Source organism: Burkholderia sp. AU45274 (assembly GCF_030482505.1).
GTDB lineage: Bacteria > Pseudomonadota > Gammaproteobacteria > Burkholderiales > Burkholderiaceae > Burkholderia.
Window position 1 is genome coordinate 1 of sequence record NZ_JAUJQE010000006.1, and the last position, 12,331, is coordinate 12,331.

Genomic DNA, 12,331 nt, shown 5'->3' on the forward strand with positions numbered 1-12,331 from the left:
CTGAATCGGTTCCGCAACCTGGACGAACTGCAAACCGGCTTGGCAAGCTACATCCACTACTACAATCACGACCGCATCAAACTGAAACTAAAAGGGCTGAGTCCCGTGCAATACAGAACTCAGCCCTAGCCGTCATAACCCGTCCAACTTTACGGGGTCAGTTCATCGCGCCGGTCGGGCTTTTTTCATCGTGCTGACGCGTCAGCCGCGCTTGCGCTCGTAGACGACGAACGCATAGCCGAACGTATTCGGTGCGGCCGCCTGGTGCGCATCGCGCGACACTTCCTGCCACTGCGCGGCGTCGGGTGCAGGGAACGAGGCGTCACCGTCGAAGTCGGCATCGATCTCGGTGACGACCAGCCTGTCGGCGAGTGCGAGACCTTCCGTGTAGAGCTGCGCGCCGCCGATCAGGAACGCTTCGGGCACGCCGTCGCGCGCGGCGAGCGTCAGCGCATCGGCGAGCGACGTGACCGTGTCGCAGCCGTCGAACCGACGCGTCGCGTCGCGCGTGACCACGATATTGCGGCGGCCAGGCAGCGGCCGGCCGATCGACTCGTGGGTCTTGCGGCCCATCACGATCGGTGCGCCCATCGTCGTGCGCTTGAAGAAGGCGAGATCCTCGGGAAGTTTCCAGGGCAACTGGTTGTCGCGGCCGATGATGCCGTTGCGGGCACGCGCGACGATCAGGGTCAACGTCGTCATGAAGGTCGGGGGAAAGGAAAACCGGAATGGCGCCGATTTTACCGGAACGGCGGCCTGCGCCGGTTCCGGGTATGCGCATCCGCCTTTCCGCACTGCGCGCCGCGACGCCCGAGGCAATGCGTCGCGGCGACGGAATGAATAAAAAGAGTGCCCGCCGGGGGACGGAGCACAAAAACCGTTTCGTGTTGCGAGCGCGACGATGCCAGCATCGGGTCGATGCTGTCCGGCTCGTACAAATCAATACGTCATCCTGATCAAGTGGTTCGACTCGTGCCATCACTGATGGGTACTGCCGTGCGTGGTGCCTTCCATCACGTGCTGCACGTCGCCCGGCTGCGGTGCCGGAAGCGGCATCGGCAATTGCGGTGGTGGCGGGATCTCGTCCCACAGGGTCACCGACGTCCTGCCGGTCGGCAGCGGTTGCGGTGACGACACGGTCACGATGCCGAACCCGTTGCCGTGCTGCATGCTCGGCGTGTTTTCCGCAAGCAGCATGGCGCGACCCGGATTCGTGCCTTCGTCTGCGTGTACGGGCGTGGGCGGGCCGGCGGCCGCGACCGCAATGGTCAGCGGCACGAAAGAAAGAAAAAGATGTTTTCGCATGGTCGCTGTCTCCGACGGTTTCCATGTTCAGCGAAATGCATGCCATCGCGCCGGGACCGTTGTCGAGACTGCGATTCGTGCTCAAGCGTTGCGAATTGTGTCGGAAAACGGCTGAAAATGTTTCAGGCGTGAAACGAGGGGGCTTGGGAATACTGCTGATTCAATCGATACGCCGCAAGGATGAAAATCGTCGCAAGTGTTGATGACAGAGCGTATCGCTGCGCCGGGGCTATGTGCAGACGATTGACATGCATCGACCTCCTGAGCGATACGGCCGCATCGCCCACCGCGCTGAAATTGGATTGTCGTATTCAGTGCCTATAACTAAGCTGTCTTGATCAAAATAACTGGACGCGAGATAAGCGCCATCATGCGAGGCTTTGTCGTCGCCACGCATCGGCATGGCGAATCGAGCCGCCTTCGGCTGACCCGATTCGATCCTTTTCGCACGTGACCTGGCGTGCACGGCAATCGTTAGACGGTTGATGAACGGGGTGAGCTATGGGCGCCGATCAGCGGCACGTGATCTACTATTCGCGCGAACCGAACGACGCGTTGCGCGGCCATTTTGACGAATGCGGTTGGCGTGTCGATCTCGCGGAGACCGTGCGAGACGTACGGCGCGTCGTGCAGCATGGTGTCGCAACGGCCGGGCTGCTCGATTTTTCGCCGGGCTTCAAGCCTTCCGACCTGCGCGAACTCGAATCCTGTCTGAGCATTCAGCACATCGGCTGGATCGCGGCGACGCGCCGCGGCCAGTTGCAGGACGCTACGCTGCGCCATCTCATTCGCGACTACTGTTTCGACTACGTGACGATGCCGTACGAAACGGCGCGGATCGTCGAGACTGTTGGCCATGCACACGGAATGATCGCGCTGACCGAAACCGTTGCGCCGCCCGTCGGCGCCGGACGCAGCGAAGGCGAAATGGTCGGGACCTGCGATGCGATGCTCGGGCTCTTCAGGACGATACGCCGTGTCGCGGCGACCGACGCGCCGGTGTTCATCTCCGGCGAATCGGGTACCGGCAAGGAACTGACGGCGGTCGCGATTCATGAACGTTCGTCGCGCGCGCAGGCGCCTTTCATCGCGATCAATTGCGGTGCGATTCCGTCGACGCTGCTGCAGGCCGAACTGTTCGGCTATGAGCGCGGCGCGTTCACCGGCGCGAACCAGCGCAAGATCGGCCGCGTCGAGGCTGCCAACGGCGGCACGCTGTTTCTCGACGAAATCGGCGACTTGCCGCTCGAAAGCCAGGCGAGCCTGCTGCGCTTCCTGCAGGAAGGCAAGATCGAGCGGTTGGGTGCCCATGTGTCGGTGCCCGTCGACGTGCGCGTGATCTGCGCGACGCACGTGGACATGGAAGCGGCGCTGCGCGAAGGGCGGTTCCGCGAGGATCTGTTCCATCGCCTGTGCGTGCTGAAGATCGAGGAGCCGCCGCTGCGCGCGCGCGGCAAGGACATCGAGGTGCTCGCGCGCCACATGCTCGAGCGTTTCAAGGGCGACGCGCATCGTCGCCTGCGCGGCTTTTCCCCTGACGCGGTCGCGTCGCTGTACGGCTATTCGTGGCCGGGCAACGTGCGCGAGCTGATCAATCGCGTGCGCCGCGCGATCGTCATGTCGGAAGGCCGGCTGATCACCGCGGCCGATCTCGAGCTGAACGACTTCGCGACGCTTGCGCCCGTGTCGCTGCTGGAGGCGCGCGAGGCGGCCGAACGGCAGGCGATCGAGCAGGCGCTGTTGCGGCATCGCGGCCGTTTCGCGGATGCCGCACGCGAACTCGGTGTGTCGCGCGTCACGCTGTACCGGCTGATGTGCGCACACGGCATGCGCGATCGCGGCGACACGCTGGCAGGGTTTTCGGCGCCGTTGCCGGAGCTTCCTCGCCACGCTTGCTAAAATTGGCGGGTACGGCCGCCCTCGCGGCCGAAGGAACCCGCATGAAACAGTATCTCGATCTCGTTCGTACCATTCTCGATACCGGCACCTGGCAGGAGAACCGCACGGGGATCCGCACCATCAGCATGCCGGGCGCGATGCTGCGCTTCGACCTGCAGCAAGGCTTCCCGGCCGTGACGACCAAGAAGCTGGCCTTCAAGTCGGCGATCGGCGAACTGGTCGGCTTCCTGCGCGCGACGCGCAGCGCGGCCGATTTCCGCGCGCTCGGCTGCAAGGTGTGGGATGCGAACGCGAACGAGAACGCGCAATGGCTCGCGAACCCGTATCGCCAGGGCGTCGACGATCTCGGCGACGTGTACGGCGTGCAATGGCGCCAGTGGCCGGGCTACAAGGTGCTCGACGCGGGCGCCGACGCGCAGATCGCCGATGCGACGCGCCGCGGCTTCCGGATCGTCACGCGTTTCGACGAAGACGGTGCGCCGAAGGTGCTGCTGTACAAGGCGATCGACCAGTTGCGCCAGTGCCTGGACACGATCATGGAGAATCCGTCCGACCGCCGCATCCTGTTTCACGCGTGGAATCCGGCCGTACTCGACCAGATCGCGCTGCCCGCATGCCACCTGCTTTACCAGTTCCTGCCGAATGCGACGAAGCGTGAAATCTCGCTGTGCCTGTACATCCGCAGCAACGACGTCGGCCTCGGTACGCCGTTCAACCTGACGGAAGGGGCGGCGCTGCTGGAACTCGTCGGCCGGCTGACGGGCTACACGCCGCGCTGGTTCACGTACTTCATCGGCGACGCGCACATCTACGAGAACCAGCTCGACATGCTGCAGCGCCAGCTCACGCGCGAGCCTTACGACAGCCCGCGGCTCGAGATTGCCGAGCGCGTGCCGGAATACGCGAAGACGGGCGTCTACGCGCCCGAGTGGCTGGAACAGATCGAGCCGTCCGATTTCTCGCTCGTCGGCTACCGCCATCATGAGCCGCTGACCGCACCGATGGCGGTCTGATCGAGCAAGCCGGGGCGCGCGGATGCATCGCGCCGCGCCCCGTAGAAAAATGGCCCGACCGGCTGATCCCGGTCGGGCCATTTTGTTTCACGTTTGCGGCGCTTACTGGCGATGCCGCTCTTCGTGACCGCCTTGCGGCGGCGGGTTGCTCGGGTGAGGTGCCTCGACGTGCGGCGCCGGTTGCGGCCGCGGTTCCATGTGCGGAGCGGGCATCGACGGACGCGGTTCCATGCGTGGCGCCGGCTGCGGTCGCGGCTCCATACGCGGTGCAGGTTGCGGCCGAGGCTCCATGCGCGGCGCCTGCGGTTGCTGGCGCGGCATGTCATGCACGGCGGGGGCCGGCGGACGGTACTCGTTCACACGGGGCGGCGCGACTTCGCGATGCGGTGCCGGTTGCGCGAATTCGGCGTGCGGTTGCGGCGCAGGTGCGGCCCGTTCAGGTTGCGATTGCCCATGCTGCGCCGGCGACTGGAAATCGGGGCGCGGACGCGGCTGCGGAATCTGCGCCGTGTTGTCGAGCCGCGGTTGCGGCAGGGCGCGCGGCGCTTCGTTCCGGCTGCCGGGCTGCGCGCCCTGCGGAGTCGGCACGCCTTCCGGATGTGGTACCGACGCGCTTCGCACGGGCGGCAGCGCATTCTGTCCCGCCGCGTGGAGCGCGGTCGGCGGCGCGGGGCGTTGACGTTCCATCGGTGTGTGCGGCTGCATCCACGCGGGTGACGGCGTCTCGGCCGCATGTGCATTGCCGATGCCCGCCGGACCGTTGTTCGCGACCGGCGGATGCGGGACGCCGTTGCCGGGCCCGAATGCCTGATGCGGCACCGGGTTGCCGGGCGCCTGCGGCATGCCGCCGTTGGCGAAACGCGCTGCGTTGGGGGTTTCGCCGTTCGCCGGCCGCGCGACATTCGGCATGCCCGGCATCGGTGTGCCCGGCCGCCCGGCCTGCCCGGCGGCCGGCTGGCCTTCGCGAGGCGCGCGAGCCGGTTGCACGACGGGGCCGTGCGGATTCACGAGCTGCACGTTGTGCATCGCCCATGCGCCGCCGTCCGGCTTGCCCGGAACGCGGACCGGGCGAGCCGTGTAGTCGGCCGGCACGTTCGTCTTCACGACAGGTGCGCCGGCACCCGGTACGCGCCCGCCTTGCTGCGCGAGGTGGGCCGCCGCGTGGTCGCGATACGCGGCCGGCACGGCGGGATTGCGCGTCGCGACGTACGGGTGCTGGGCAATCGCTGCAGGCGGACGGTAGCTCGCATTGCGCAGCCCGCCCGTGAAGCTCTGGCGCACCGGCGCAATCCCCGGTGTCCCCGGCGTGACGTGCGCGTTGCGCCATTGTTGCGGATCGACGTGCTGCGAGAAGTGCGCGACCGGCTGGCCGTGGACGAACGCGGAGGCCGGTACGGCCGTGATCGCGTGCGGCGCGCGGAAGTTCACGTACGTCTTGTTGATGTTGGTGATATTGGTGATGTTCGTCACGTTCACGGTCTTGTTCACGTTGACGTTGTTCACCACGATGTTGCGGTTCACGCGGTCGTAGTAGTGCGGGCTCCAGCCGCCCCAGCCCGGATGCCACGGTTCGCCCGGGCCGAGCGCGAACCACGCGCAGCCGGCCGCGGCGACGCCGCCCACCGTGAGCGCGACACTCCAGTCGGGGCCGCCGCCACCGCCGACGAACGCGACGAGTGCCGGCGCATAGACCGGCGGCTGGCTGACGACCATCGGGCCCGGTACCCAGGCCCAGCTATCGTCCACGTATGCCCAGCGGCCGTAGTGATACGGCGCGAAACCCCACGGGGCGTCGTCGACCCACGTCCAGCCCCATGGTGCCTGCCAGATCCAGTGGCCGTCGTGATACGGCGCCCAGTCGGCCGGCGTATCGTTCGGCACCCAGACCTGGCCGTAGTTCGGGGTTTCGCGCCACGTGCCGTTCGCGTCGAGATCCTGGTAGCCGGGGATGTCGCGGGACACATAGCGGGCCGATACCGAGCGCTCCTCGGCCGCGTCGCGGCTGGCGGCCCACTGGTCGAGCGGATCGGGGCCCGGGGCGGCGGATTGCTGCGCGACCTGCAGGTCGGTGCCCGTGAACACGACCTGCTGCCCGGGCGACAGCGGGTACTGGCCGTTGCTGCCGTAGACGGTCGCACTGCCGCTGCGCACCGTGACCGTCGTGCTCGCACCGTTCGGCGCGACGTCGACGCGATAGTCGCCGGGGCCCGTGATGCCGAGCGCGAGATTAGGCGTGTCGATTTCGTACGATCCGCCGGCCGGCAGATCGCGCACGTGTGTCGATACGGTGCCGAGCCCCACTTTCAGCTGGGTCGTCGTGTCGTCGAGGTTCAGCACCGACAGGTTCGTCGACTCGCCCAGCCGCACCGCGGTCGAGCCGATGTGCAGCTCCGAGCGCGCACCGGCATCGTTCCAGAGCTGGTCCCCGGTCGTCAGCGGCCGGTTCACGGCGGCATACGACCACGTATCGGTGCCGGCCGGTTCGGTCGTCACGGCACCCGACAGGTAATTGAGCCGCGCGACCCGGCTGGGTGGATCGCCGCCCGGTTGCCGTGCTGCGGCCGCATAGGGCGGCGCGCCGGCCGATTGCGCGAATGCGGGGGGCAGTGCCGCAAGCGCGACGAACGCGACCAGCGTGCAGCGGGCGGTTCGCTTGAGCGTGAACAGGGTGGCCATGGTGAGCGTCTTCGTCATTATCGCGGCGCGTCGATTCGTGCCGTTGAGTTCACAATATCCGCTCGGCCTGTTTCAATGCTCGGTGTTTTGTAAGTCGAATGGCACGCGATGTAACAAAACCTGTCGATCGCGCGCCGTTGTCGTGCAGACGCAATCCAGGCGTCAAGCGGACGTAAGCCACTCGTCGAAAACCTGCTGTCCGGGCACCGTGACGCGCAGCACGCGCGGCCGTGCGGCGCGTTCGATCCAGCCGTGCGCGCAGAAGCTATCGAGCAGCGCCGCACCGAGTGCGCCGCCGAGATGCGAGCGCCGTTCGCTCCAGTCGAGGCAGCCGCATGCGAAGCGGCGCCGGCGCGTGCGCTGCTGCGCGACGTCGATGCCCCATTGCGCGAGCGCCTGGGTGCCGAGTTCGGTGGTCTCGATCGCATCGCCGTCGGCAAGCAGCCAGCCGCGCGCGGTGAGCCCGTCGAAGATGCGCACCGCGAGTTCGCCGGCCATGTGGTCGTAGCAGGTGCGCGCATAGCGCAACTCGGCCGGGACCGTGCGGGACGGCGCCGGAACCGGGCGATGCGGCGCGGCTGCGCGGGCGACGTTCGCGAGCGCCTCGAGCGAGGCCGCGATGTCGGCCGACGCGATCCGGTAGTAGCGGTGCCGGCCGCGCACGTCGAGCGCGAGCAGGCCGCCCTCGGTCAAGCGCGCGAGATGGGCGCTTGCAGCGGACGGCGACAGCCCCGCGATCATCGTCAGCTCGCCTGCCGGTCGCGCGCTGCCGTCCATCAGCACCCACAGCATCGCGGCGCGCCCCGGGTCGGCGATCAGCGAGCCGATGCGGCTCAGGCCCGGGAAGTGGTGGTCGTCTTGGTCGGTCATCGTCGTGTCTCGTCAGGCGGGATGAGCTTCAGTGTAGTGGGCGTGCGCATTCGATGTTTCGCTTTTGGCTGAAATGTCGGATGCACTGGCGCGGGCGTCGTCGATGCGGCGGAGCCGGGCTGCGGCCGCTTGCGGCGCGCGCGTAGAATGGCTGAAAGCGGCCGCAGCGGGCGGCCGCACGTGACACGATGCAATGATGAAGACGATTTTCTGTTTGCTGGCGGCCGCGCTCGTCTGCGCGGCCTGTGCGCAGGGCGGTGCGGGTGCGTCCGGCGAGCGCGGCGGCAGCATCGAGATGTACGGAACCATCGATCAGGGCATCACGGTGCGCCGCTGACCGGTGCCGGCCGAGCGCGCGCCGGGCCAATCCCCGGCAGCCGCGCCATACGGGGCGCCCCGCGACGCGTTGCCGCAGTGCAACGTATAATGGCCCGATTACAGCGCCCCTGCCGCCTGGAGCCAACAAGATGTCCCAACCGTCCCCCGTACCGGCCGCCCTCGACCGCACCGAAACCGTATTCCGCTTCCTCGCCGAGCCGTCGTCCGTGAACTTCGGCGGCAAGGTGCACGGCGGCGCGCTGATGAAGTGGATCGACGAGGTTGCGTATGCGTGCGCGGCCGTCTGGTCGAGCCGCTATTGCGTGACGGTCAGCGTCGGCAACATCCGTTTCCAGCGTCCGATCATGGTCGGCAATCTGGTCGAGCTGAAGGCGCGCGTCGTCGCGACGGGCCGCACCAGCATGCACATCCATGTGTCCGTGCATGCCGGCGATCCGAAGGGCGGCATGCTGCGCCAGACGACCGATTGCCTCGTCGTGTTCGTCGCGGTCGACGAGAACGGCAACCCGGTGCCGGTGCCGCCGTTCGTGCCCGAGACCGACGAGCAGAAGGTGCTCGCGAAATATGCGGCCGACGTGCGGGCCGCGCTCGACAAGATCGTCGAGATGAAGCCGGAAGAGGTCGCGAAGGGCGCGGTCTGACCGCTGCGGGCGCCGCGCATCGCGCCGCGCCCGTCATCCTGCCTCTTCCTGCCGTTACTGCGACCCGATCATCTGCTCGGGACGTACCCACGCATCGAATTCCGCCTCGGTCAGGTAGCCGAGCGCGAGCGCGGCCGCCTTCAGCGTCGTGCCTTCCTTGTGCGCCTTCTTCGCGATCTGCGCCGACTTGTCGTAGCCGATATGCGGATTGAGCGCCGTCACCAGCATCAGCGATTCGTTCAGCAGCAGGTCGATCCGCGAGCGGTTCGGCTCGATGCCCACCGCGCAGTGATCGTTGAAGCTCTGCGCGCCGTCGGCGAGCAGCCGCACCGACTGCAGCACGTTGTGCGCGATCATCGGCCGGAACACGTTCAGCTCGAAATTGCCGCTCGCGCCGCCGACGTTGACCGCGACGTCGTTGCCGAACACCTGGCAGCACAGCATCGTCACGGCTTCGGACTGCGTCGGGTTCACCTTGCCCGGCATGATCGAGCTGCCCGGCTCGTTTTCAGGAATCGACAGTTCGCCGAGCCCGCAGCGCGGCCCGCTTGCGAGCCAGCGGACATCGTTCGCGATCTTCATCAGGCCGGCCGCGACCGTCTTCAGCGCGCCGTGTGCGAACACCAGCGCATCGGCCGCCGCCATTACCTCGAACTTGCTCGGCGCCGTCACGAACGGCAGCTTCGCAAGCCGGCCGATTTCATCGGCGACGCGCACCGCGAACTCCGGATGCGCGTTCAGCCCCGTACCGACCGCGGTGCCGCCGAGCGCGAGTTCGTACAGGTGCGGCAATGCCGATTCGACGTGACGGATGCCCTGGTCGAGCTGCGCGACGTAACCGGAAAACTCCTGGCCGAGCGTGAGCGGCGTCGCGTCCTGCAGGTGCGTGCGGCCGATCTTCACGATGTCGGCGAATGCCTTCGATTTCGCGTCGAGCGTCGTGCGCAGCGTGCGCAGCGCCGGCAGCAGGTGGTTGACGATCGCGTACGCGGCCGCGACGTGCATCGCGGTGGGAAAGACGTCGTTCGACGACTGGCCGCGGTTCACGTCGTCGTTCGGATGAATCTTGCGCGCTTCGCCGCGCTCGCCGCCCATCAGTTCGCTCGCGCGATTCGCGATCACCTCGTTGAGGTTCATGTTGGTCTGCGTGCCGGAGCCCGTCTGCCACACGGCGAGCGGGAATTCGCGCGGATGCTTGCCGGCGATGATCTCGTCGGCCGCGTCGATGATCGCGCGCGCCTTGTCGTCGGCCAGCACGCCGAGCGACTGGTTCACGGCCGCCGCGGCGCGCTTGACGATCGCGAGCGCGTGGATCAGCTCGGGCGACTGCTTCTCGGTCGAGATCCGGAAATTCTGCAGCGAGCGCTCGGTTTGCGCGCCCCAGAGCCGGTCGGCCGGCACGGCGATCTCGCCGAACGTATCGCGTTCCATCCGAACTGCTTCGTTCATGATCCACTCCTCCAGGAAAGGGGAAAGGCCGCGCGTGGTCGCGCGGCATCAGACGTAATCAGACGTATCGTGAGGCAGTCGCGCCGCTCGCGCGGCGTCTCGAGATCTTCAGCCGACTAGCATAGCGCCGGCGCGGATTTCGCGTCTTGTCGCGCTCAGTGCGGCGACGTCACGAGCGACGCGCTCTTCAGATGGAAGCGCCACGCCATCAGCACGGCCACGCTGGCGAGGCCGGCCGCGAGGCCCCACCAGAGGCCGCGGGCGCCGAGGCCCACGTGGAACGCGAACCAGTAGCCGGTCGGAAAACCGATGCCCCAGTAGCCGAGGGTGGCTGCGAGCATCGGGATGCGCGTGTCCTTCAGGCCGCGCAGCGCACCCGACCCGACGGTCTGCGCGCCGTCGACGATCTGGAACACCGCGGCGATGCCGAGCAGCGACGCGGCGAGCGACACGGTGGCTGCGTTGGCCGGATCGTCGAGGTTCAGGTACAGGCCGACGATCGCATGCGGCGCGACGATCAGCACGATGCCCGACAGCGTCATGAACGCCACACCGAGGCCGAGTGCGACGAAGCCGGCATGCCGCGCGGCGACGGGCGCCCCTGCGCCGACCCAGTAACCGACCCGCACGTTGGCGGCCTGGCCGATCGCGAGCGGCACCATGAACGCCACCGATGCGACGTTCAGCGCGATCTGGTGCGCGGCCAGCGACGTCGCGCCGAGCACGCCGATCGTCAGGCCGGTCGCGAGGAACAGTGTCGACTCGACCCCGTACGTGATCGCGACGGGCCAGCCGATGCCGATCAGTTCGCCCATCATCGGCAGCTTCGGGCGGGCGGCGGTGACGAAATGACGGAAGCGCTGCCGGCCGTGCAGCAGCCAGATCAGGGCGAATGCGGTGAGCCAGATCGTGATCGTCGTTGCGACCGCCGAGCCGAGGAAGCCGAGGCGCGGCAGTCCGAACGCGCCGTGGATCAGCCCGTAGTTCAGCACGGCATTGACGCCGACGCCGCCGATCGACACCCACAGCAGCCGGCGCGCCGCGCCGATCGCCGGCAGGAACGCGCGCATCAGCCCGACGCCGATCAGGCTGCCGAGCGCGGCGAAGCGCAGGATGCCGGTGTATTCGCCGACGTGATGGGCGAGCAGCGGCGGCTCGTGGAACATCAGCAGGATCGGTTCGGACAGCGACAGCGCGATGATGGCCGGAATCGCGAGCAGCACGGACAGCGCGAAGCCGGTCCAGTAGATGTGCGGGACGCGCTCGTCGGCCTTGGCGCCGCGCGCATGCGCGACGCTGACGCTGACCGACGACAGCACGCCTTGCAGCACGGTCACGATGACGAAGAAGAAGTTCGCGCCGAGGCCGCCCGCCGCGAGCGAATCGGGGCCGAGCGAGCCGAGCAGCACCGTGTCGGTGACGCTCATTGCCATCTGCGAGAGCTGCGCGATCGCGAGCGGCGCGGCAAGGCGCGCGGTATCGGCGGCATGACTGGACAGGGACGGCGGCGCGGCGGCCGTCCGCGTAAGACCGGAATGCGACATGGAATGGGCGCTCGCGCGGGTGCGGGCCCGCGCTATATGTATTTATTTTGAGAGACGGCTAGCTTACGGCTTTATTCGAACGGTGTCGAACGCGCGCGCCGATGGCCATGTCGCAGGCAGGGGGAACCGTCGGCCCTAGGCTTCGCGCACGGCAATGCGCGTGTCGCCGAGCAGGACGACCTGGCCCGCGCGGATCTTGCAGGTCTTGCGCAACTCGACCGCGCCGTCGACTTTCACCGCGCCGGACGCGACGATCAGCTTCGCGGTGCCGCCGCTGTCCGCGAGGCCGGCGATCTTGAGAAGGTTGTGCAGCTCGACGTATTCGCCGGTCAGCGTGAAATCCAGATTGGGCATGACGAAGAAGGTGCGCAAAGCGCGGGAGGAATCGCCTCGCATCATACGGCACCGCGGGCCGGCGCGCGAGCGCGGCCGGCCGCCGCCCGCAGTTGTTAGGGAGTGTGAGCCATTCGTCAGCAAATGAAACGGTGGGTAACAGTCTGAGAGATTCGAGAACTGGCCGCGCGGGCTGCGGGTCTTCTGTCGTACCTGCTGCGTGTTGCGGCGGGGGACGCAACGGACCGCATCGCTGCGGTTC

At 67.5% G+C, this 12,331-nt stretch carries 12 protein-coding genes; 5 read left to right on the forward strand and 7 right to left on the reverse strand.

The genetic code is table 11. From position 1 onward, the window contains the following. Positions 1–129, forward strand: a 129-nt coding sequence (locus tag QZM35_RS21875) for an IS3 family transposase (RefSeq protein WP_301776935.1), incomplete at its 5' end; no start/stop codon positions are given. 72 nt (positions 130–201) lie between these two features. On the opposite strand, the gene QZM35_RS21880 is transcribed toward QZM35_RS21875, so the two are convergent. Together QZM35_RS21880 and QZM35_RS21885 are read right to left on the reverse strand one after the other, a co-directional pair. Beyond that, positions 202–702, reverse strand: coding sequence for a dihydrofolate reductase (locus tag QZM35_RS21880; RefSeq protein WP_089424820.1), 501 nt, complete (start codon positions 700–702; stop codon positions 202–204). A 276-nt stretch (positions 703–978) separates the two neighbouring features. Next, positions 979–1,305, reverse strand: a complete 327-nt coding sequence (locus QZM35_RS21885) for a hypothetical protein (protein WP_089424821.1) — start codon at positions 1,303–1,305, stop codon at positions 979–981. 501 nt (positions 1,306–1,806) lie between these two features. Here QZM35_RS21885 and QZM35_RS21890 point away from each other — a divergent pair. Both QZM35_RS21890 and QZM35_RS21895 read left to right on the forward strand, forming a co-directional pair. Continuing rightward, the gene (locus tag QZM35_RS21890) at positions 1,807–3,204 is read left to right on the forward strand and encodes a sigma-54 dependent transcriptional regulator (RefSeq protein ID WP_089424823.1); all 1,398 of its coding nucleotides are present in this window, start codon (positions 1,807–1,809) and stop codon (positions 3,202–3,204) included. Positions 3,205–3,245: 41 nt separating this feature from the next. After that, positions 3,246–4,217 (forward strand): thymidylate synthase, encoded by a 972-nt coding sequence (locus QZM35_RS21895; RefSeq protein ID WP_039370925.1) that lies wholly within the window; start codon positions 3,246–3,248, stop codon positions 4,215–4,217. Between the two features lie 102 nt (positions 4,218–4,319). Here the strand turns inward: QZM35_RS21895 and QZM35_RS21900 are convergent, their stop codons facing one another. Continuing rightward, positions 4,320–6,893, reverse strand: coding sequence for a DUF6600 domain-containing protein (locus tag QZM35_RS21900; RefSeq protein WP_301776760.1), 2,574 nt, complete (start codon positions 6,891–6,893; stop codon positions 4,320–4,322). A gap of 162 nt (positions 6,894–7,055) precedes the next feature. Further along, positions 7,056–7,763 (reverse strand): helix-turn-helix transcriptional regulator, encoded by a 708-nt coding sequence (locus tag QZM35_RS21905; RefSeq protein WP_089424824.1) that lies wholly within the window; start codon positions 7,761–7,763, stop codon positions 7,056–7,058. 196 nt (positions 7,764–7,959) lie between these two features. On the opposite strand from QZM35_RS21905, the gene QZM35_RS21910 reads away from it, so the two are divergent. Together QZM35_RS21910 and QZM35_RS21915 are read left to right on the forward strand one after the other, a co-directional pair. Next, a complete protein-coding gene (locus tag QZM35_RS21910; RefSeq protein ID WP_164991999.1) occupies positions 7,960–8,100 on the forward strand; it encodes a hypothetical protein in 141 nt (46 codons plus the stop codon). A 130-nt stretch (positions 8,101–8,230) separates the two neighbouring features. Continuing rightward, complete coding sequence (locus QZM35_RS21915; RefSeq protein ID WP_039370920.1) at positions 8,231–8,743, forward strand: acyl-CoA thioesterase; 513 nt, start codon at positions 8,231–8,233, stop codon at positions 8,741–8,743. 54 nt (positions 8,744–8,797) lie between these two features. Here QZM35_RS21915 and fumC read toward each other — a convergent pair whose 3' ends face one another. The 3 genes from fumC to QZM35_RS21930 all read right to left on the reverse strand — a co-directional run bounded on the left by fumC (position 8,798) and on the right by QZM35_RS21930 (position 12,090). After that, the gene (fumC, locus tag QZM35_RS21920) at positions 8,798–10,192 is read right to left on the reverse strand and encodes a class II fumarate hydratase (protein WP_301776761.1); all 1,395 of its coding nucleotides are present in this window, start codon (positions 10,190–10,192) and stop codon (positions 8,798–8,800) included. Between the two features lie 155 nt (positions 10,193–10,347). Further along, complete coding sequence (norM, locus tag QZM35_RS21925) at positions 10,348–11,736, reverse strand: multidrug efflux MATE transporter NorM (RefSeq protein ID WP_174974902.1); 1,389 nt, start codon at positions 11,734–11,736, stop codon at positions 10,348–10,350. Positions 11,737–11,871: 135 nt separating this feature from the next. Further along, positions 11,872–12,090, reverse strand: coding sequence for an RNA-binding S4 domain-containing protein (locus QZM35_RS21930; RefSeq protein WP_301776762.1), 219 nt, complete (start codon positions 12,088–12,090; stop codon positions 11,872–11,874). Between the last annotated feature and the right edge of the window lie 241 nt (positions 12,091–12,331).

Excerpts from the sequence above, each read along its gene's own strand:
- QZM35_RS21880 (WP_089424820.1), bottom strand. The coding sequence starts at position 702 with ATGACGACGTTGACCCTGATCGTCGCGCGTGCCCGCAACGGCATCATC.
- QZM35_RS21885 (WP_089424821.1), bottom strand. The coding sequence starts at position 1,305 with ATGCGAAAACATCTTTTTCTTTCTTTCGTGCCGCTGACCATTGCGGTC.
- QZM35_RS21890 (WP_089424823.1), top strand. The coding sequence starts at position 1,807 with ATGGGCGCCGATCAGCGGCACGTGATCTACTATTCGCGCGAACCGAAC.
- QZM35_RS21895 (WP_039370925.1), top strand. The coding sequence starts at position 3,246 with ATGAAACAGTATCTCGATCTCGTTCGTACCATTCTCGATACCGGCACC.
- QZM35_RS21900 (WP_301776760.1), bottom strand. The coding sequence starts at position 6,893 with ATGGCCACCCTGTTCACGCTCAAGCGAACCGCCCGCTGCACGCTGGTC.
- QZM35_RS21905 (WP_089424824.1), bottom strand. The coding sequence starts at position 7,763 with ATGACCGACCAAGACGACCACCACTTCCCGGGCCTGAGCCGCATCGGC.
- QZM35_RS21910 (WP_164991999.1), top strand. The coding sequence starts at position 7,960 with ATGAAGACGATTTTCTGTTTGCTGGCGGCCGCGCTCGTCTGCGCGGCC.
- QZM35_RS21915 (WP_039370920.1), top strand. The coding sequence starts at position 8,231 with ATGTCCCAACCGTCCCCCGTACCGGCCGCCCTCGACCGCACCGAAACC.
- fumC (WP_301776761.1), bottom strand. The coding sequence starts at position 10,192 with ATGAACGAAGCAGTTCGGATGGAACGCGATACGTTCGGCGAGATCGCC.
- norM (WP_174974902.1), bottom strand. The coding sequence starts at position 11,736 with ATGTCGCATTCCGGTCTTACGCGGACGGCCGCCGCGCCGCCGTCCCTG.
- QZM35_RS21930 (WP_301776762.1), bottom strand. The coding sequence starts at position 12,090 with ATGCCCAATCTGGATTTCACGCTGACCGGCGAATACGTCGAGCTGCAC.